The organism is Ensifer sp. ZNC0028, assembly GCF_000799055.1.
In the GTDB taxonomy this organism is placed as follows: Bacteria; Pseudomonadota; Alphaproteobacteria; order Rhizobiales; family Rhizobiaceae; genus Ensifer.
Genome location: NZ_JTLA01000029.1, coordinates 1 through 20,770 on the forward strand (window position 1 = coordinate 1; position 20,770 = coordinate 20,770).

General features: G+C 56.4%; 17 protein-coding genes and 2 pseudogenes. 15 read left to right on the forward strand and 4 right to left on the reverse strand.

Annotation, left to right across the window (positions count from 1 at the left end; genetic code table 11):
• Positions 1-239, forward strand: a pseudogene (locus L981_RS34975) (hypothetical protein); the annotation flags it as partial.
• 129 nt (positions 240-368) lie between these two features.
• Here L981_RS34975 and L981_RS06845 read toward each other — a convergent pair.
• Both L981_RS06845 and L981_RS06850 read right to left on the reverse strand, forming a co-directional pair.
• Entirely contained in the window at positions 369-599 is a 231-nt protein-coding gene (locus tag L981_RS06845; protein WP_043613223.1) for a hypothetical protein, read from the reverse strand.
• Positions 600-717: 118 nt separating this feature from the next.
• Positions 718-1,044 carry an ATPase inhibitor subunit zeta gene (locus tag L981_RS06850; protein ID WP_043613226.1) on the reverse strand — a complete coding sequence of 109 codons (327 nt, stop codon included), beginning with the start codon at positions 1,042-1,044 and terminating at the stop codon, positions 718-720.
• 369 nt (positions 1,045-1,413) lie between these two features.
• Here L981_RS06850 and L981_RS06855 point away from each other — a divergent pair, with 369 nt between their 5' ends.
• The 14 genes and pseudogenes from L981_RS06855 to L981_RS06915 all read left to right on the forward strand — a co-directional run bounded on the left by L981_RS06855 (position 1,414) and on the right by L981_RS06915 (position 19,072).
• Positions 1,414-2,175: a helix-turn-helix domain-containing protein gene (locus L981_RS06855; RefSeq protein WP_043613229.1), complete on the forward strand. Its 762-nt coding sequence runs from the start codon at positions 1,414-1,416 to the stop codon at positions 2,173-2,175.
• Positions 2,172-2,654 carry a MobC family plasmid mobilization relaxosome protein gene (locus L981_RS35490; RefSeq protein ID WP_245281598.1) on the forward strand — a complete coding sequence of 161 codons (483 nt, stop codon included), beginning with the start codon at positions 2,172-2,174 and terminating at the stop codon, positions 2,652-2,654. The genes L981_RS06855 and L981_RS35490 overlap by 4 nt, the downstream gene beginning before the upstream one ends.
• A gap of 278 nt (positions 2,655-2,932) precedes the next feature.
• Positions 2,933-3,085 (forward strand): annotated as a pseudogene (locus tag L981_RS35985) (hypothetical protein); the annotation flags it as partial.
• A gap of 559 nt (positions 3,086-3,644) precedes the next feature.
• Positions 3,645-3,899: a hypothetical protein gene (locus tag L981_RS35500; protein WP_245281600.1), complete on the forward strand. Its 255-nt coding sequence runs from the start codon at positions 3,645-3,647 to the stop codon at positions 3,897-3,899.
• A gap of 3 nt (positions 3,900-3,902) precedes the next feature.
• On the forward strand, positions 3,903-4,235 hold the full coding sequence (locus tag L981_RS35505) for a hypothetical protein (protein ID WP_245281601.1): 333 nt from the start codon (positions 3,903-3,905) through the stop codon (positions 4,233-4,235).
• Positions 4,236-4,302: 67 nt separating this feature from the next.
• Complete coding sequence (locus L981_RS06875) at positions 4,303-6,153, forward strand: type IV secretory system conjugative DNA transfer family protein (protein WP_043613237.1); 1,851 nt, start codon at positions 4,303-4,305, stop codon at positions 6,151-6,153.
• Positions 6,154-6,334: 181 nt separating this feature from the next.
• On the forward strand, positions 6,335-6,565 hold the full coding sequence (locus L981_RS33655; protein ID WP_082005922.1) for a type II toxin-antitoxin system Y4mF family antitoxin: 231 nt from the start codon (positions 6,335-6,337) through the stop codon (positions 6,563-6,565).
• Positions 6,566-6,689: 124 nt separating this feature from the next.
• Positions 6,690-10,310 carry an AAA family ATPase gene (locus L981_RS06885; protein WP_043613241.1) on the forward strand — a complete coding sequence of 1,207 codons (3,621 nt, stop codon included), beginning with the start codon at positions 6,690-6,692 and terminating at the stop codon, positions 10,308-10,310.
• A 234-nt stretch (positions 10,311-10,544) separates the two neighbouring features.
• Positions 10,545-10,733, forward strand: coding sequence for a type II toxin-antitoxin system prevent-host-death family antitoxin (locus L981_RS06890; RefSeq protein ID WP_371258839.1), 189 nt, complete (start codon positions 10,545-10,547; stop codon positions 10,731-10,733).
• 45 nt (positions 10,734-10,778) lie between these two features.
• Positions 10,779-12,782 carry a class I SAM-dependent DNA methyltransferase gene (locus tag L981_RS06895; RefSeq protein WP_043613245.1) on the forward strand — a complete coding sequence of 668 codons (2,004 nt, stop codon included), beginning with the start codon at positions 10,779-10,781 and terminating at the stop codon, positions 12,780-12,782.
• Entirely contained in the window at positions 12,779-14,077 is a 1,299-nt protein-coding gene (locus L981_RS33220) for a restriction endonuclease subunit S (protein ID WP_052201638.1), read from the forward strand. The genes L981_RS06895 and L981_RS33220 overlap by 4 nt, the downstream gene beginning before the upstream one ends.
• Positions 14,074-15,393 (forward strand): AAA family ATPase, encoded by a 1,320-nt coding sequence (locus L981_RS06905; RefSeq protein WP_043613247.1) that lies wholly within the window; start codon positions 14,074-14,076, stop codon positions 15,391-15,393. Before L981_RS33220 ends, L981_RS06905 begins: the two co-directional genes overlap by 4 nt.
• Positions 15,394-15,395: 2 nt before the next feature.
• On the forward strand, positions 15,396-16,019 hold the full coding sequence (locus tag L981_RS06910; RefSeq protein ID WP_052201639.1) for a retron system putative HNH endonuclease: 624 nt from the start codon (positions 15,396-15,398) through the stop codon (positions 16,017-16,019).
• A complete protein-coding gene (locus L981_RS06915) occupies positions 16,016-19,072 on the forward strand; it encodes a type I restriction endonuclease subunit R (RefSeq protein ID WP_052201640.1) in 3,057 nt (1,018 codons plus the stop codon). The genes L981_RS06910 and L981_RS06915 overlap by 4 nt, the downstream gene beginning before the upstream one ends.
• Before the next feature lie 77 nt (positions 19,073-19,149).
• On the opposite strand, the gene L981_RS06920 is transcribed toward L981_RS06915, so the two are convergent.
• Entirely contained in the window at positions 19,150-19,428 is a 279-nt protein-coding gene (locus L981_RS06920) for a helix-turn-helix transcriptional regulator (RefSeq protein ID WP_043613251.1), read from the reverse strand.
• Between the two features lie 14 nt (positions 19,429-19,442).
• Positions 19,443-20,768, reverse strand: a complete 1,326-nt coding sequence (locus L981_RS06925; RefSeq protein WP_043613254.1) for a type II toxin-antitoxin system HipA family toxin — start codon at positions 20,766-20,768, stop codon at positions 19,443-19,445.
• Positions 20,769-20,770: the final 2 nt, after the last annotated feature.

Sequence of the window (20,770 nt, forward strand, 5' to 3'; positions counted from 1 at the left end):
GCGAAGACGGCATCCTCGTCGAAAACGGCAACATCGACGCCCTGGCGACCGCCCTCTCCAAGCTGATGGCCGACGAGGCCCTCCGCGCCCGCCTTTCCGCCAACGCCGAAGCCAATGTCAGGCGCTACGACGCCGAGCATATCCTCACCCAATGGGACGCCATGGCGCTGTCGACGCTGGAACACTCGAGCACCCCGAGGGCTGCGATGAAGCCCCGGCCCGTCGCCGCTTCCGGCTAAGGATCTGGCCGCGTTGGCGGGGTCAACTGCGAACGCGGCCTTGGAAAGGGTATGTCCTGACAAAGCGCGCGACAGGCGAGCGCTTTGTAGACCACTGTTGGTCAGCGTGCCGCCGTCGTTGAAGACCCGCTAGATGCCGGCGCCGAAGCTGCCGCCGGAGGAAACGGAAACGTTGAGCGTGCCGTCGAGCACCAGATTGCCGCCGACATTGGCCTGGCCGAACTCGAAATCGAGGAAGGAAGCGGCAGTGAGCGACAGGTCGCCATTGATCGTCAACGTTACCGGGCTGTTACGGGGCGCGAGCGTACCGCCGTCGTTGACGACGACACTGGCACCGATCGTGCCGTTGCCGCCGAGCACGACGCCAGAACAACCGTCGTCAGTCCGGTTGCGAGCGACTGGTTGCCGTTGACCAGCAGCTTGCCGGCATCGACGTTCGCGGCACCCGAATAGCTGTTGCGCCGGAGAGGATCGTCGCTCAGGATCCTTGCATGAGGTGACGTGCAATCTGCACCAGCGCTGCATCGCTGCCGTCTGACCCCTTTGTTCGTTTTCCCGCCTCCAGCCAGCAGACGTTCATGACCGCCAGAATGTCGTCATCGGACTGGATCACGCCTGCCGCGTCAAAGTCTCTTCGAATGATCGCAAGGATGTTGCTGCGTTCGACGTCCAGCGCCGCCATCGCAAGACCATCCGAGTAGGTCTTGGCATTTTCGCCGGCAAGGGCCAGTTTCTCCGCGGCCCAAAATCCAACCAGCTTGTTGCGACGTACGATTCGCACCATTTCCGCGCCCGGACCAGCCATCGAAATTCTCCATTGCTGCCTGGCCGGCCATCCTAGCAGAAACCACGAGGAAGAGCGTCGGATTATCCGACGTTGGCGGAACCTATCGCGCGCAATTTCGTGCCGTGCAAAATCGCTGGAAATGTCCCAATCGGGCGGGCACATCAGATCTGGGGCAAGATCAGCCAGAAAGCCTAGCAAATTCATGTTCGGAAGCGAAATGGTGGGCCCGGAGGGCCTGCCGAATTCGAGCAAAATCAACCACTTAACCCCGTGTGGGACGAAAACCCCGCGTCATAAAAATCAATGGCTTAACAAAGCCTCCGTCCCACTTTTTCCGGCCGTTTTGGGCCCTTCTTTCCCAGTCGTAATGCAGCCAAGGAGGCGCGCATGAGCGGGGCACGGCCGTTTCGGGACGTGAAGCTGCAATGGCTTCAGCAGTTGAGCTGCGACAAGGATTTGAGCGACAACGGGCGGTCGGTGGCGCTCTATATCGTCACCACGCATTTGAACGGCCACACCGAGAAGGCGTGGCCGTCCTATCAAACGATTGCCGACGCAACCGGCAAGAGCGTCAAGACCATTCAGCGCGCCGTCCGTGAACTTGAGGTCAAAGGATGGTTCGAGGTCGAGCGCGGAAACGGCGTCGGGCACAACACAGAATATCGTCCCTCGGCGGCGTCGATTTTACGCGCATCGGACTCCCGCGAAAAGACGGACAAAGTTGTCACCCTTTACCCTGATAAAGGCGGTCAAATCCGTCCGGCAAGGCGGTCAGATGTGTCCGGTGAAGGGGGACAAATATGTCCACCAAACCCAGAGAAAGAAATAATAAATAAACCTAACCCGCGCGAGGACGCCGCGCCGCGCGTCGAGACGCGGCGAGCCATCCCGCTCGTTTTCGTCGCCGAGACGAAGGCGGATCAGGTCGAGCAATGGCGCGCTTGGTTGCGCCGTCACGGCCTCCCATCATTCGAAATCTTGGGCCTTCGAACGGTGAAAACCGGGAAGCCTGGTTATGCCTTGCCGGGCTATTGGCCGCCGGATGAGACGAGCCCGAGTGCGCTGGATTGGATCGCTTTCTTCAGCCGCCGCCGTGACCATTTCGCCGCTGAAACCGCCCGACAAGCCGACCTTCGGAGGGCCTCATGACGGACGGCGATTTGAAGGGAGCAAGGCGACCCCTGTCATACGGCGAGCCGTCCGACAGGGAGCCTTGTGAGGGGAGACAAGCCTCCCCTTCAAACCCCACCAAGGGCACGAGGCGATCGCCCAAAGGCGAACTCAATGCCGTCGTGGTTTTCCGCTGCACGGCATCGGAAAAGCAGGCGCTGACCGCACGCGCGGCGCGGGCCGGTCTGCCCTTCGCCACGCTGATGCGGGAAGCGCTTGGCCTCACCGAGGCGCGCCGCCGCCGTCCGGCCCCCAAGGTGGACCCGGAGCTGGTGCGCGCCGTCGCCCGGATCGGCGGCAACCTCAACCAGATCGCACGGTGGCTGAACACGGCCCAGGCTCAGGGCCAGATGTCCGCCATCGACGCAATCACGGTTGCCGCGCGCCTGGTCGCCATCGACCGGGCGCTATCGGAAACCCTTGAGCAGTTCACGGCCAAGGATGGCGCGCCGTGCTGATCAAGTTTTTCCGAAACGGTCAGGGCGGCGGATCGGGACCGGTTGACTATCTGGTCGAGCGCGACGTTGTCGCTTACGACCAGAACCGCAACGCGATCCGCGACGAGCGCGGCGAGATCATGCTGTTTGCCCGCGAGCCCCTGCCGGAAGTGTTGCGCGGCGATGCGGACCGCATGCGCGCGCTGATCGACGCCTGCCCGCACCAGTGGACCTATCGCGCCGGCGTCATCGCCTTCACGGCGGAAGACGCGCCGAACCCTGCCCAGCAACGGCAGGTGATGGACGCCTTCGGGAGCCTTGCCTTTGCCGGCCTCGAACCCGACCAGCACGATATGCTTTGGGTCCGCCATACCCACGAGGGCCGCGTCGAGCTGCATTTCGTAACCCCGCGCATGGAGCTTGCTAGCGGGCGCAGCCTCAATATCGCGCCACCCGGCTACCAGAAGCACTACGACGCCCTGCGCGATGTTCTGAATAAGGAACACGGCTGGAATGACCCGATGGCGCCTGAGCGCGCCCGCGAGACCGTCAGCCTCATCGAAAGCGTCAGGCGCGGCGATGCCCGCGAGCTGATCCATGACTGGATCGTCCAGCGCATCGAGACCGGCGAAATCCATGACCGTCCGAGCATGGCCGAGGCTTTGACGGCGGCGGGTTTCGATCTGCCGCGCGCCGGCAAAAACTACATCACCGTCCGCGATCCGGAGACCGACGAGCGCTGGCGTCTGAAAGGAGACCTGTTCCGTGAAGACTGGACCCGAGAGAATACCCTTGAGCGAGCGCTTGAAAGATCGGCTGGCGAGCCCAGCCGTTCCGGAAGCAGGCTCGACGCCATCGCCCTCGACGAGCTTCGAGACCGATTGGAGCGAAGCCTTGAAGCGCGCGCAAGCTACAATCGAGACCGATATCCGCAGCTTCACGGACGCGAACCGCCAGCACTTGAGCGAGGCACTGGCGATGACCGAGGCGGAAGTGAACTGGCTCCGGTCGATGGTACAGCCATTCTTCCTGACCATGGGCGCGGTGGCACTGCTGATCGTCCTTTTGAGCTTCACCGCGAGCTGGTTTTGGGCGGGCCAGATGATCGACCGCGCCCAGAACGCCAGCCTCTGGCAGATGGGGTTGCAGGTCAACCAGACCAGCAGCGGCAAAGTCCTCACCTGGGACGTCAACCGCCTTCAGCTGATCACCTGCCAGGCCGGGACCGAAAAGACGCCATGCCTGAAGATCCTCCAGGGAGATTGACCGATGACCATGCCCACCAGACCACCGATGCCCGAGACCCTTTCGCCGCTGGAGCGCGAATTACTGGGTTACATCGAGACGTTGATGAACGCCTTGCAGAGCGGAACCGCGCAATTCGAGGCGCTGGAGAAACGCTCGACCGACATGATCGAAGGCCGGCAAGCGGCTTTGGAAGGATCGCTGAAATCGCTCATCGCGTCACAGGCTACGTTCATGAACGCCTGGCTCGCCTCCGGCAATCATTCCAGCGGCACGGCCTCGGCCGAGCTGACGGAAGCGTTCGCCCTGCTGGAGCAAGCCGAAGCGATGCTGGAGACGGTCGCGCCGCCGATGTGACAGGCCGACCGACCGCGCCCGGTCGCGTCCGCATTTGATTTTCATTTCCGTCTGGAGTTTTTGATCCATGAATCTCATCATTCAGCCCTATCGTTATGCCCTTTCCATCGCCGTCTTAGCCGCCGGTTTCCTGCTGATGGAAACCGCACCGTTGATCTGGCCAACGATCTATCAAAATGCGCGCGCCGCGATCCTGGTCATGTTTTGCGCGTTTGCGCTGCTGACCTTGGCGGGAGACACCCAGGGCCGCATCCGCAGCGCGTCGGGCTTAGCTGTGGGGGCTACCCTCCTTGCCGCGTCTGCTCTCGCCCTTACCGACCCTACCATTGCGGCAGGCGTTCTGCTCGACAGCTTCAAGGCTTGGCGCAATGCCGGCTATTCCGGAATCGAGAGCATCCGAGGCATGGTATCGACCTGGGATCGCTTCACCGAAGCGCAAAAGCTTGGCGTGCAAACCAGCCTCGCCATCGGCCTGCCTGTTCCGCTGTTCTTCATTCTGCGGGCAATCATGATCGTCGCGCCGGCATCGCCCAACCGCATTTCAAAACAAGGCCCATGGCGCGCCCGTTGGATGAACCGGAGCGAGTTGCGCCAACTCCGGCACAACGACACCGGCTTGCCGCTCGGACTCTCCGGCGGCGCAATGCTGCGCTACCGCTCCAACCCAAAGACCGGATGGCGCGCCGGCCACCATGTCGCCATCGCCGGCACCCGCGCCGGGAAAGGCGTGTCCGTCGTCATTCCCGCAATCATCGACCATGACGGACCGGTCGCGGTCCTCGACATCAAGGGTGAAAACTTCGCGGTGACCCGCCGTTATCGCCGATCGCTCGGGCGCCAGGTCGTGGTCCTCAACCCCTTTGGCGTCATGGAACCGTCGAAGGACCGTTTCAACCCGCTCGACTATATCCGGCAAGCGCACCTGGTCCGAGACATCGAGGTCATCGCCGAAGGACTGGTTCGACCGGAAAGCGGAAACGGCGCACACTTTGCCGAAATGGCGAAATCCATGATTGCCGCCGTGATCGAGGTCGTTATGACCAGGCGCGAGGAAGCCGATCGCAACCTGATCACCGTCATGGACCTGCTGTTTTCCGCCGGCTTTGAAAAGACACTGACGGAATGGGCCGGAGCGCCAGAGACATTCGGCACCCGCCCCGCCGCCGCCGCTGCCACCTTCCTTGCAGCCGGCGAGAACGAGCGCGGCGCGATCAAGACGACGATCAAGAAGGCCTTCGATTGGGCCCGTTCCGACGAACTGCGTAGTTTCCTCAGCGCCTCCACATGCTCGCTCGAAAACCTGTTCGAGGGCCGCGCCGATCTCTTCATGGTCGTGCCGCTCGACCAAGTGGACGCCCAGGCAGTTTTTCTCCGACTGCTGACAAACATCATTCTCGGCATTGCCGTGCGGCTGGAGGGCGCCAGGAAGCCGAAAAGGAACGTGCTTTTGGTGCTGGACGAGTTTGTCCGTCTCGGCCGGATGGAAAAGCTGATCAACATCGCCAACGTCGCCGCCGGCTGCGGCGTCGAGGCGCTGTTCATCACCCAGGACAAGGGCCAGATCGAAAGCGTCTATGGCAAGGGCGACACCGCCAGCATTCTCGGCTCCTGCGTTACCACCCGCATTTTCGGTCTCGGCCGCGCCGAATTCGAAACCGCAAATTGGGCCGCAAACGCCCTTGGCGATCAGACGGTGCTGACCCGCACCAAGCAATCATCCGCGAAACTCGGCGAAAGCCGCAAGACCTCAACCGCCGAGCAGCGCCAGAAGCTTATGACGGCCGATCAGATTCTGGAAATGAAGACCGGCAAGATGCTGCTGCTGACGGGCTCGAAGCCGCCAGCGCTGCTTGACGCGATTGTGTCACACCTGCATCCGGCATACCGAGGGAAGTTGGATCGAAATCCGATGGTTTGAAACGCGTACCAAGGGCTTCGTGGCAATGCAAGAATTGCCACCGTTCCCAATCAGCGGGCAATAGACTTCCAATCGGTGGTACAGGCTACCGCCATCGGAATCCAGTAAATTTCCCTATCGGGAAATATATACTCGACACCGCCCCAGTTTGTTTGATATTTTCCCGAGCGGGAAGACGATGATGGCAACGCAAGTCAGAACTTCAGCCGATATTGGCGCTCTGGTCAGAACAACACGTAAAGAGCAAAACCTCCGGCAGGACGAGCTTGCCGGCGTCTCTGGCGTTGGCGTACGGTTCATTGTGGATCTCGAAGCAGGTAAGCCAACAGCTCAAGTTGGAAAAGTCCTGCAGGTTCTTCGAATGCTCGGCTGCTCTGTCGATATTGTAGCTCCTGGCGAGCGTGGCAGATGACGGCAAAGCCATTCAATCTCTCGAGGATGCATTGAATGTCGCGGAGGTAAATAGCGCCATTGACGCGGTTCGCGACTTCAAGTTGTAATTGTATTTCCAGTACCTATACAAAATAGAAGTATCAATGACCACTCATCTCACCGCACGTATCGCCTGGCACAATGACGGATGGAATGGCCGGATCTGTTCAGAACCGGAACACAACACCTATTGCGTGGGCATGAAATCCTTTCCCGGGGATTTGATCCATCGGGAGCGTGATTTGGAACAGGAAAAAGCCTGTTCTGGGCAGGCCGTCTGCAAGTTGAAAAGCGAAAACTTACCACCCTGCATATATAGCATCAATGCCTTTGGGCCCGATGCCATTCGCGGCTATTCCAATCCGCCCGATTTTTTCTACGGCGGTGCTGAGCGCGAAGAATGGGATATTCCTCCATCTTCGGTCTGCGTTTGGCCTTACGAAGCCATGTATGGTGAAGAGGTATATACCGATGGCCGCCTCGACAATAACAAGCGCCGAGTGGGAGCGGACGAGTTTTTTGCGGAGCTGGAGGAGGATGAAAGCCTCATCTTTTACTACGCCAACCATTCCAACCCATTTACCGACGAAAACGATCCGAAGTACGTCATAGTCGGCGTTTCTCGCGTGAAACAGATCGGAAAGCCGCTCTTCTATTCCAATCCCTCTGACTATGTGCGTCAGAATTATGCGGATGGCATGATATGGGCGCGAAACGTATCATCGCATTATCCAAACGAAGGCTTTCGCATTCCCTATCACGCCTACCGCGAGCAGCCCGAAACTCTAGACAGGCTTCTGGTCACGCCGGAAAATCCTGCCACCTGTAAATATGGGGCCCGTCATATTACCGACGATGTGACCATCGGCATGCTTGAGCAAATGCTAGACGTCATAGCGCGGCTGAAGGAAATCGGCGACACTCATGAGGATTGGGATGCCCGCGCCAAATGGGTGCAGGCGCAGATTGCCAAACTCTGGAAGCGTCGAGGTCTGTATCCGGGACTTTTGACCGTGATGGACCTCCTTGAGGCAGGCGGCTCTATCAAAAACGGCAAGTGGTATTGTGATCGTGGTGAGGAGAAGAAGGCCTATGAGCTATTTTTCAATGCCCTGGAAACCGGAAAAGACTGCCCCGAACTGGAACTCACTGGCCTTGCTCTAAAGCGGGTGTCGCGCTCCTGGCAGTTGCTTGAGGATGATGTCCGGGCCTTTCTCAAGACGATTGCAGTTCGGATTGACCTTTACCTTGATCAATTGCAAAGCATCGTCGGACAGAAGCGCGCCGCGCATGGCCTTCCGGAGAGCTTGTCATCCATCGTTGAAGACCCGTATTTGTTGAGCGAGTTTTTCATCGGCGATGGGCCTGACGATGTTATTCCTTGGAGCACGATTGATCGTGGTGTCTTCCCATCGCCGGAGTTGGGCGGCGAGGTCCTCTGCGACATGCTCAATGACGATCCTCGAAGACTGCGCTCCCTTTGTGTTGAGCAATTGAAGCGCGAGCCGAACCAAACTTTTCGCCCGGCAGACATCATCCTCAAAGAAATCAATGCGCGCATGGATCGGTTGCCCGAATGGAAACGGCAAAATTTCAGTCTGCGCTATTTCGACGTTGACCGGGAGCCTCTTGAAAAGGCGCTGGTGCTGAGAAAGGAAGAAGATAGGCTTTATCTTTATTTGAAGCGTGTCTTCCAGGACGAAAGGACCGTAGACAAAACGTTGACTGAGCTTTTTGATCGGCCGCCGATCACGCTTCCACGCCCGGTTCCGGAGGGTTTTTGGCTTCGTGCCGTTTCCGACGATGAGTCCTCATTGGCCAAAAAGGGCGGCGACGAATACCGGCTGGCAGTGGAAGCTCAGGCCGGCCAGTGCTCCCAGATCTTTAGGTTGCCGTTATCAGTCGTTTCCGGCCGCGCAGGAACCGGCAAGACCACCATTATCCGGGCCATCGTTAAGGCCATTCGCCAGGTCGAAGGTACCGGAGCACCGATCAATGTGATGACACCGACCGGCAAGGCGACTGATCGCGTGCGCGCAGTGTTCGAGCGATTCAACATTGGCGGCGTCAACGTCTCAACAATCCATTCATTCTTGGCATCAAACGGATGGCTCAACGACAACCTCACATTCAAACGATGGGGAGGAAAATGCGCTGATCTCGAAGGCACGATTGTTATCGACGAGACATCCATGCTCGACCTGGCCCTCGCAGCTACCTTTTTCCGGTCTATCGAATGGCAGAATGTAAAACGACTGATCCTGGTAGGCGACCATAATCAGCTCCCGCCCATCGGTCGCGGACGAGTATTTTCCGACATCATCGAATGGCTGCGCAAGGTCGGAGCACCCAACCTGGCGGTACTACAAACCAATATGCGTCAGATGGAAAATCGGCTCGATGCGAAGGGTCAGGGCATACTCGGTCTCGCCGAGTTATTCCTGGTGGATTCTGCTGTTTACGGCGAACAGACTTCGCCCGCGGCTGAACAACTCCTTCAGAAAGTGCATCAGGGCGGCAAGATCGATGAAGACCTGGACGTGGTCTATTGGAATTCAGCCGATGGACTAGTCGCGAGTTTGGTTGCTGATATCGTCTCTGTTCTTCCAGGGGATTCCGACGAAGATCAAGTATACAAGCTTTGGCGAAATGAAGTCATGCAAAATAAACCAGAAAGACTTCAGGTTTTAACGCCACATCGCGGAGAGCTCCACGGCGTCGACGCATTGAACATCGAGCTGCAATCAATCCTCACCAATGACCTGATTAATAGAGTGGGGGCTGTTGATGGGATTACCTTGAACGACAAGGTGATTCAGATCCAGAACAGGACATCACGTCGGGGAATTTGGGCTTACGATTTTGCTTTGGGAAAATCTCGTCAAGTTGAGTTGTTTAACGGGGAGATCGGGTATGTTGAGCCACACAACTTTGATCGCGCCGATCTGAAGAAGGTCTTTTCCGGTTACAACAAAAAACGACTTAAGCGATTTCAGGTGAAATTTGCGCGGAAAGATAAGGTCTGCGTTAATTACGGACGCGAGATTCCTACCTCTACGAAGGGAAAGTTCACCTCAGAAAGCGTCGAAAACAACCTTGAACTTGCATACGCGATTTCGATACACAAATCGCAAGGAAGCGAGTTTTCTCATACATTCGTGATACTACCGGCTTCGCGCAGACCGCTTTCAGCAGAGTTGCTCTATACAGCATTAACGCGCGCGCAAGGACATTGTCAGCTCTATATACAGGGCAATCTTTCTCCATTGCTCGAAGCGCGAAGGAAGGAAAACGCGCAAAGTTTGCTGGTTTCGTCTTCGCTATTCGGGCACTTTAGAACAGTTGATGACCGTCTATTGGCGAGAAGTGATTGGTATCAAAGCGGCAAGATCCATGAGGCGTTGAGCGGCGACATGGTTCGTTCCAAATCCGAGGTCATCATCGCAAATCTGCTTCACCAAGCTGGAGTACCTTTCACCTACGAGGAGCCGCTTTACGCTGCAGACGGAACGTTCTTCTTGCCTGACTTTACTCTCCGAGTTGGGGGAGAAAAATACTACTGGGAGCACTGGGGCATGTTATCCGATGAGGGCTACGCGGCGCATCGCGACCGCAAGAAACAGTGGTACATGACACATTTTCCAGGCAGCTTGATCGAGACGTTAGAAAGTGGGCAATTGAGCTCAGAAGCGAAAAGCCGGATCGACGAAATTCGGCTCAAATGAGCGGTTCTTGTTGCTTTAAAGTTCAGTCAAGAAGTTTGGCGCTTCTGCATCCTTGACCGCGACCATGCCAGGGCAATCAAGATCGGCTTGGATGACTGCACAAATCGGGCTCCGAAGCAGAATAACCGTCTACTGCCGCGACCGTTTGGCATGGTTCTCCTCGAATCCTCGCTTGTCCAGCCCAAAGAAAGCTGGCTAAAGTAGCTCCATCTCAGGGGGCGACTCATGCAACGAATGTCGGCACGCGACGCCAAGAACCATTTTGGCAACTTGATCGATCTCGCGCGGGCCGCACCTGTCGCGATTGAAAAATATGGGCGGCCGGTGGTCGTCGTCATAGCTGCGGAAGAGTATGAGCGGCTGATCTCGATATCAACCGCACCGGAAAACGCGGGGCTGAGAAGTCCGCCAGAAGTGGAATGACCAATATGAATACCTACAAGTCCCGAGCGCGAGGACATCGTTAGAATGGCAACGCATTCCGACCTCGCGAATTTAATCTGGCAAATCGCGGATCTCCTGCGTGGCCCCTATCGCCCGCCACAGTACGAGCGCGTGATGTTGCCGCTCGTGGTGTTGCGTCGCTTCGACTGCGTACTCGCCGATACGAAAGAGAAAGTGCTGGCAGAATATGAACGCCGGGCAAACGGTAAGCTTCAGGATGAAGCTCTAGATCGGATGTTGAACAAGGCCGCAGGGCACCGTTTTCATAATCGCTCTGCGCTCGACTTTCAGAGATTGAAGGGCGACCCCGACAATCTTAACAAGCACCTCGTGAGCTACATTAAGGGGTTTTCTGCAAACGTTCAGCGGATCTTCGAATACTTCGAATTTGAAAACGAAATTGAGCGCATGCATGATGCCAATATTCTCTATTTGGTCATTAAAGAATTTTGTGATGTCGATCTGCATCCACTGAAAGTCACAAACCAAGATATGGGCTTGGTTTTCGAAAATCTGATCCGTCGTTTCAATGAGCTCGCGAACGAAACAGCCGGTGATCACTTCACCCCACGTGAGGTCATCACGCTGATGACTGATCTGCTCTTTCTAGACGCGGATGATCTATTGAGCAAGCCAGGCATCGCAATGCGCATGCTTGACCCAGCTTGTGGCACAGGCGGAATGCTTGCCGGAGCGCAGAAGTACATGCGCGATCATCATGCCGACGCGACACTCTATGTTTATGGTCAGGACTACAACAAGAGAGCCTTCGCTACGGCCGCGTCAGATATGCTGATGAAGGAAGTTGACCACAACGGGGGCGGTGAAAACGTTCAATTCGGCGACAGCTTTTTGGACGACAAGTTTGCAGGCCAGACTTTTGATTACTTCATTGCTAATCCACCTTTCGGTGTTGACTGGAAGAAGCAGCAGAAAGAGATCATCAGGCGACATGAGAAAGCCTCGAAAGATAGCCCTTGGAGGGCGGGGCTTCCCCGGGTCAATGATGGTTCGCTGCTTTTCCTTCAGCATATGATTTCCAAGTTTGAGGTTGTCGATCCGCAGAAGCAAAAATACGGCTCACGTGCCGCCATCGTATTTTCGGGCTCACCTCTCTTTACCGGCGGCGCGGGCGGCGGAGAAAGCGAAATCCGTCGCTGGATCATCGAACGTGACATGCTCGAAGCCATCGTCGCCCTGCCAGAGCAGATGTTTTACAACACTGGTATCGGCACCTATATCTGGATCGTGACGAACCGGAAGGCGAAGGAGCGCAAGGGCAAAATTCAACTCGTCGATGCGCGTGAAACTTGGATTCAGATGCGTCGCAGCCAGGGCGACAAGCGCCGCAAAATTGGCGAAGGACCCGCGCGGGACGGGGACGAGCGTGCAGATGAGCCCGCCCAGATCGCCGACATCGTGCGGCTCTATGGACGTTTCCAAGCGAACGAAAAGTCCAAGATCTTCAACAACCAAGACTTCGGGTACACTCGGGTCACGGTCGAGCGGGCGCTGAAACTACGCTATCAGATGACGGTTGAGGATAAGGCGCGTTTCCTCGATGCCGCGCCGCATCTACTGGACGACATTCAAATCATCGACCAGTCGCTTGGCCGCGAAGCGCAGTTCGACTGGAACGCGGTCTGGGCCAGCGTCGAGAAGCTCCTGAAGAAGCGCGGATCGCGCTGGAAGGCGGCGGAGGAAAAGCTCTTTCGCACGGTCTTCACCGCGAAGGACGCGAAGGGTGCCGCAGTGAAGAAGGGTGTAGGCTTCGAGGCTGATGCAGAGCTGCGCGATTTCGAGAACGTGCCGCTGAAGGAGGATATCGAAGCCTATTTCAAGCGCGAGGTGCTGTCGCATGTGCCGGATGCATGGTTGGACCGCAGCAAAGATAAAGTCGGCTACGAAATCAACTTTAACCGCCACTTCTACAAATTCACTCCGCCACGCAAGTTGGCTGAGATCGATGCAGACCTGAAAAAGGCGGAAGATGAAATTCTTCGGCTACTGCGGGAGGTGACTGAATGAACAGTATTGACGGTTGGCAAGGAGAGGTGCCGCCCGACTGGACCGTTCGGCCCCTTCGCTCCGTTGCGGAGTATGCCGTCAGTAACGTTGACAAAATTGCATCGGATGAAGAGTTGCCCGTTCGTCTTTGCAACTATACGGACGTTTATAATAATGAGACGATCCACCTCGGCATAGAATTCATGGCGGGCACGGCGACTCAAGCTGAGATCAACAAGTTTCGTCTGCTGGCTGATGACGTGGTTATTACAAAGGACTCGGAATCCTGGGAAGACATCGCTATTCCCGCTCTGGTTACTGAGACCTCAGATGACTTGGTGTGCGGCTACCATCTAGCCATGATCCGACCTGACCCTAAGAAGTTGGATGGCGAGTTTCTTTTTCGCTGCCTGCAATCAAAGGTGCTGCGGATTCAGTTGGAACTCGCTGCCACCGGAATTACTCGTTATGGAGTTCCAAAGAACGCCATTGGCTCTATGGCGCTTCCTGTTCCGCCTAAGTCCGTTCAACAGGTTATCGCCCGGTTCCTCGATAAACAAACATCCGACATTGATAATCTTATTTTCGCCAAGCAGCGAGTGCTCGATCTCCTCGCCGAGAAGCGACGCGTGATCGTCGCCGAAGCGATCATGCGCGGACTGAACCCCGCCGTACGCTTGCGCCCCTCCGGCATCGATTGGCTCGGCGACATTCCCGCGCACTGGCAGTTGAAGAGAAGCAAATGGTTGTTTGAAGAGCGCGACGAGCGCAGCACAGACGGCTCTGAGGTCCTGTTGTCATTGCGCATGGAAAGAGGGTTGGTGCCACACAACGACGTCTCCGAGAAACTGACTCGCCCTGAGGAACTGATCGGCTACAAAAAGACGTCGGTTGGACAATTGGTCGTAAACCGCATGAGGGCTGCCACGGGCCTGATCGCGATCACGACGCAAGATGGCCTCGTGAGTCCCGACTACGCTGTATTTTGGCCGTCTGCGGAAATCTCAACAGACTATTATGTCGAAATGTTCAAGACCCCACTGTTGCAGGCCGTTTTCCGTTCGGAATCGACCGGTCTGGGCACAGGTTCGCAAGGATTTCTCAGGCTCTATTCGCAGAACTTCTTGGCGCTTTGGTTTCCATACCCGCCTCTCGAAGAACAATACGATATCGTCCGATACATCGCTACTGAAACCGCCAGGATCGACCGCTTGCGCGCTGCTGCCGAGCATTCCATTAACCTATTAAAGGAACGCCGCGGCGCTTTGATCACTGCCGCCGTTACCGGCCAGATCGACCTTTCGGAGGAAGCATGAAAATTACACGGCTTTCGCTCGATTACGTCCGAGCCTTCGAAGAGGCGGAGTTTAATTTCAATCCGGGCTTCAACCTGATCATTGGGGTGAATGGTGCTGGCAAGAGTACAGCATTGGACGCGATCCGCTTTTGCGGTTCACACCTTTTGTCAAACCTTCAGAAAATGCCGTTCAAGCCCTTCGGTTTTGGCATCGACGACATTCATGGCGATGCGCCTCTTGGGGAGGCAGCACTACATCTCGACTTCGGAAACAAAGGTGACGCCTTTGTACGCCTACGCGAATGGCGGGAACAGGTCGCCACTGAGACGCCAGAAAACATTGAGCGCCTGCGCCGTGAAATTTTGGAAACCACACGTCCACGGGACCGCCTGCGTAACCAGCTACGCGAATTACAGGAAACCGTGTCACCTGCCGAACCCGTGTACTTCTATCCGTCAAAGGAGGACCTGAAGATTCGGGTGAGCAAAGAGCGCAGCGCTCCGTTGATGATCCACTACTCTACGGCTCGATCGATCATGAACGAACAGGCCGAACGGAAATCTGCCGCTGGGACCAGCCAGCTTGCCTATGTGAACGCGCTACATTCGAACGCACTAAGTCTGCGGCAGTTTGCTGACTGGATGCGTGCCCAAATCGAACTTGCTTCTGAACGGCCCGCCTCACGACATTTGATTGATGGGATCAACGCCGCGCTCGAACGCTTCCTGCCAGGCTATTCAAACCTGCGACCATCCACCGAAAGCGTGTCGAGAGTTGAAATCGACATCAAAGGTACGACCCTAGATGTTCGCCAGCTGTCGGACGGTGAGCGCAACGTATTGGCGCTTGTTCTGGATATCGCTAAACGCCTCGCGCAGGCCAACCCGCGACTTGAGGACCCGCTGGCGAGCGCCGAGGCCGTTATCCTCATTGATGAGATTGATCTTCATCTTCATCCGCAGTGGCAGCGAAAGATTGTTGGGAATCTTGAGAAAACGTTTCCGCGATGCCAGTTCATTGCCACTACCCACTCGCCACAGGTGATTGGGGAAGTGCCCCACGAGAAGATTCAGATGATTGCGGATGGGAGAATTTATTCTCCTAGCAGGTCTTTCGGGGTCGATTCGAGCCGTGTGCTCGAAGAGGTGATGGATACATATTCGCGAAATCCAACAGTGGAAAAAGAAATCAACCGTATCGGCACACTGATTGCTGACGGTAAGGCCACCGAAGCAAGGGCGGCAATCAAAGTCTTGTCCGCCAAGATTGGAGAAGACGACCCGGAGATCACTCGCGCGAGAACCCTTCTCGACTTCTTGGAGGGAGACACGTGAGAATGATCACTAAGGGTACCGAGCCGAATAGTCTTACGCAGCATCGGTTACAGGCGCACAGCGACTACAACAATTATGCGTATAAAGATGACCTTCGGGCCTCGCTCATCGCAGAACAGAAAGGATTGTGCAGCTATTGTATGAGCCGATTGCATAATGATCCGTTGAAGATGAAGATTGAGCACTGGCAGTGCCAAGACGCATATCCGAACCTCCAACTAACCTATGGAAATCTGCTCGGCGCATGCCTTGGTGGTGAGAAAAAATCTCCTGCGGAACAACATTGCGATACCAAAAAGGCTAATCGCAACCTGAAGTGGAATCCCGCAACAAAATCTCACGCTATTGAAGCCAGGGTGCGCTATCTTGTCGACGGAACAATTCAAAGTCCTGATGAGGAGTTCAATGTTCAACTAAACGATGTTTTAGGCCTGAACTTGCATCATTTAAAAAACAACCGCAAGGCGGCGTTGGATTCGGTTTTGCAGTGGTGGCATTCCACCCGAGATGCTCGACAAAAAGTTCAAGATCAGATTGACCACCGCGTGAACGCGGCTGAGCACCAGCCATTTAGTCCTGTGGCAATATGGTTCCTACGACAGAAACTCGGAGGCGCGGCGGCATGAACATTGCCCGACATTCGGAAGCTGCTTTTGAGTGGGTCATTGAGACAACGATGCTTGCCGATGGTTATGTGTCAGAGCCGGCGGCGGGGTTCGACCGCGAGCGGGCGCTGTTTCCGGAGGCTGTGCTCGACTTCATCCGCGCCACCCAGGCTAAGGAGTGGAAGGCACTGGAAGCGTTGCACGGGGACAGGACGGGCGCGCAGGTCCTCACCGACTTGACCAAGTGGATGGATCGGGAAGGCTCGCTCGCCACCCTGCGCCACGGCTTCAAGTGCTACGGCAAGACGCTCCGCGTCGCCTTCTTCAAGGCCGCGCATGGCCTAAACCCTGAGCTTGAAGCCCGTTACGCGGCAAACCGGGTTGGCGTCACCCGGCAGCTTTTCTACTCAAAAGTTTCAACGAACTCGATCGATGTAGCCATCAGCCTGAATGGTATTCCCATCGCCTCTGTTGAGTTGAAGAACGCCATGACTGGGCAGACTGTAGAACGGGCATTGCATCAGTATCGCAATGATCGCGACCCGCGCGAGCCGATCTTTGAGTTCAAGCGGCGTATGCTGGTCCACTTTGCTGCCGACACCGATACCGTGTTCATGACCACGCGCCTTGCCGGATCAGCTACGCACTTCCTCCCTTTCAACAAGGGCAACAACGGTGGCGCGGGAAATGCGCCCGATCCGAAGGGGCGCAGCTATCGCACGGCCTATCTTTGGGAAGAGGTGTTGCAGCCGGACAGCCTACTCGATCTGCTGGCGCGCTTCATCCATCTGCAAATCGAGGAGAAGCGAGACGATCAGGGCCGAAAGGTTAAGAAGGAGAGCATGATATTTCCGCGCTACCACCAGCTCGAAGCGGTACGCTCGTTGGTGGAGCAGGCGCAACGCGAAGGCGTCGGACATAATTATCTGATTGAGCATTCAGCCGGCAGCGGCAAAAGCAACACCATTGGCTGGCTCACGCACCGGCTGGCTTCGCTGCATGACGACAAGAACCACCGAGTTTTTGACAGCGTCATCGTGATCACCGATCGCGTCGTGCTGGACAAGCAGTTGCAAGACACGATCTACCAGTTCGAGCACAAGCATGGTGTCGTGCAGAAGATCGACGAGAGTTCGCGCCAGCTTGCCGAGGCGCTGGAAAGCGCCGTGCCGATCATCATCACAACGTTGCAGAAGTTTCCCTTCGTCTCGCGCCAGCTCGCGAAGATGGCGGAAGAGCGCGGCGAAGCCGATGGCGGCACACTGAAGTCTCGGCACTGCGCCGTGATCATCGACGAGGCGCACAGTTCGCAGGGCGGTGAAACGGCGACCGATCTAAAGGAGGTACTCGGCGGCCAAGGTCTCCGCGAGGAAGCTGCGAAGTACATGGCTGAAAACGACGAAGTGGATGTCGACGAGCTGTATCGATCGATGGCGAAGCGCGGACGACAGGCAAATTTGAGCTTCTTCGCCTTTACCGCAACGCCAAAGCACAAGACCTTCAAGGTGTTCGGGCGCAGCGATAAATCCGCGCACCGCTACACGATGCGACAGGCTATCGAGGAAGGTTTCATTCTCGACGTTCTAAAACACTACACGACCTATGCCACCTATTTCCAGCTTCTAAAGGCAAGCGAGGATGATCCGAACGTCGAGCGGAAAAAGGCGGCCCGTGCGCTGGCGCGCTTCCTAAAGCTGCATCCGCACAACATTAGCCAGAAGACCGAGGTGATGATCGAGCACTTCCATGCGGCGACCCAGCACAAGATCGGTGGGCAAGCCAAGGCGATGGTGATCACAGGCTCCCGCCTCGAAGCTGTTCGCTACAAGCAGAGCTTCGACCGCTACATCAAGGAGAAGGGATACTCCATCAAGTCTTTGGTGGCCTTCTCGGGCGTTGTCACGGACGATAAGTTGAAGGATGTTACCTACACCGAGGAAGGATTGAATTTCGGCGTCCGTGAAAAGGAGCTGCCGGAGGTCTTCGCCACCCAGGAATATCAGGTGCTGCTCGTTGCCGAGAAATATCAAACGGGCTTCGATCAACCCTTGTTGCACACGATGTATGTAGACCGGCGGCTTGCCGGCATCCAGGCGGTGCAAACGCTTTCCCGCCTTAACCGCATTCACCCACTTAAGGAAGACACGTTCGTTCTCGATTTCATCAACGAGAGGGATGAAATCCGCCAGGCATTCAAGACCTATTATGAAGGCGCGGAGATTGGTGAGGACGTCGACCCTGCTCGAATGTACGAGATCAAGAGCGAACTTGATGCCGATGGCATCTATGTTAATGCCGACATTGAACGCTTCAGCGCCGTGTATTTCAAGCCTCGTCAGCGCCAGAGCCCGAACGATCACCAGTTGATGAATGCCGCGCTCGATTCTCCGGTATCCCGTTTCAAAGAGCTCCAGGATGAGAAGCCAGATGAGGCCGAGCTATGGCGAGGAAAGCTGTTGGCCTTCTGCAGCCTCTATGGCTTCCTCAGCCAGATCATTCCGTATCAGGACACCGACCTCGAACGCCTGTATGTGTTCCTGCGTCACCTTGCCACAAAACTTCCAAAGCGCGGGGCCGGCCCCTCTTATCAATTCGACGACGAAGTACGGCTGGAATATTATCGCCTCCAGAAGATCAGCGAAGGCTCAATCAGTCTTAGCGATGGCCAAGCCAATCGGCTTGAGGGTCCATCCGAAGTCGGCAGCGGAATACTGCGGGAAGAGGCTGTTCCACTGTCTCGCCTTATCGACGTTGTGAATGAAAGATTTGGCACTGACTTCAACCAAGCTGATCAGTTCTTTTTCGATCAATTGGTTGAGGTTGCGGTATCAGATGCTGCTTTGAAGCAAGCCGCGGCAGTGAACCCAGCCGACAAATTCGAGCTTGTATTCAAGAACCTACTTGAGGCTCTTTTCGTTGAACGCATGGATCAAAACGAGGAGATTTTTGCACGGTTTGTGAATGACAAATCATTCCAGAAGGTTGTTACCGGTTGGCTGTCCTCTGAAGCGTATCGGAAGCTTCGACTTGCAGATGGCACGGATGAACGTGAAGTGGTTGGTGCCAAAATCTAGCCTGGAGGTGCATGTTCCCGTTTTTCACTGGCGATGACCTGTAAATGTCTGTCTGGCCTGCTCAGCGGATGCTTGCGTCAACCGCTTCTGGGTACGAAACCGATTCCAAACCCGAACAGCCGACCGATTTTTTCCAATGTTTCAAGCGTGGGATTCGCCGTTCCGGCTTCGATCTCCGCAACCTGTCGCCTGGTGAGAGACAGCGTCTTGGCGAACTCCTCCTGCGTCATGCCGAACCCCTTGCGGATCTCCGCTACGGCACCGGGCAGTCTCAGGTCCCCAGTTCGAGCACGTTCCGCCAGTGTTCGCCGGTTCTCAAGAATCTCCTCTTTCGTCGGCTTCTTCCATCGAGCCATTTAGCTGCCCTTCGTCATCCGTGACATGCCGCCGAAACGCTATCTGCGATCTCGATACAGCGTCCCATCGCGCGGTCCATAGTGTCCGGAGACGCTCCTAAGTCTTTCGCCATGACCAGAGCCCGGCGCAGATGCTCGGCAAACTCGGAAAGCACAGCCGCGAGTGCTTTCTGCTCGCCAGGAGCAGGCATTAGCTCGCCGCAAATGCGCTTCCAATCGGGAAGGTGATCGCGACCACCATCACGCATCATCGCCCATCGGGTGGAGCGAACGATCCCCTCCTTGGCGAGGCGCATCGGGGCGAAATCAAAGAGCGGAGACAGGCGGATGGTGCCGTCGTGGCGCTTGCTGAGAGCAGAGTTCCTGCCATGATTGTCTGGATTGCCGAGGGCCAGATTGGCGATGTCGCGTTTCAGGTATTCGACAATGTCCGCGAAGGGATTGGTAGAATGTTGGCGCAAGACGTTAATATAGGCCTCATGCGTGCCGACATGGCCGAAATCGGCAACGCCGATTGCTGATACAAGGCTTTCCTGGCCCAGCCGGATGGTTCCGCCGCCTTCTTTGTTCTTTCGGTCGAACCGGGGAATGATCAGGACACCTTCGGCATAGGTCGAAGGTTCGCTGACATTCAGACCTATCTCTTGAGCGATCCGGGAATAGAGGGCTTCGCCTTCTAGAATCAGACGGTCTACGGGCTCGTTGCTGCGGACCAGCTTGACGATAACGTGGCGCACGGCCTCATCATCGCTCACGAAGCTGTCGGGATAATAGAGCCCGTCGGTCGCCTGGGTCATCGAGACCTTCGGCCATTCGCCCTGCAGGCCGCTTGAGCCTGAAGCGAGCATTCCAAAGCGGTCGGCGACTTCCATGAAGCGATCCGACCGCTCAAGAATTTCTGCTTCTGTCACCCCTTGGCGCTCAACACCACGCAGCCGTTCCGTTTCGGCCTCGGCCGCTTCCTTGATCCGGATATTGCCTATGCCGCCCGTTGCTGATCGCAGAAGCAGCGGGAGATCAGAGGCGCGCGAGCCTTCAGCAAGGCTGAGATGCTCGGCAAGCTTTCGCCTCGCATGTCCCTGCGGCATGAGATCCAACAGGAATGGCGGCCAGCTACGGCTGTATCGATTTTCGAGATCGACGGGGTATCGGACTGATAAGGCGCGATGGTCCCGGACCGTTTTTCCAGCAGAAAACTCCGCCGATGCCACAATGACGAAATAGTCGAGATCGTAATCGACGATTGACGCACCCTGGAAGCCGGCCGCGTCGTCCTTGAGTTCCAGTGTCGCAGCGTGATGCCACTCACCGTCAAAATGGGTTTGGAGCGTCAGGAGCATTA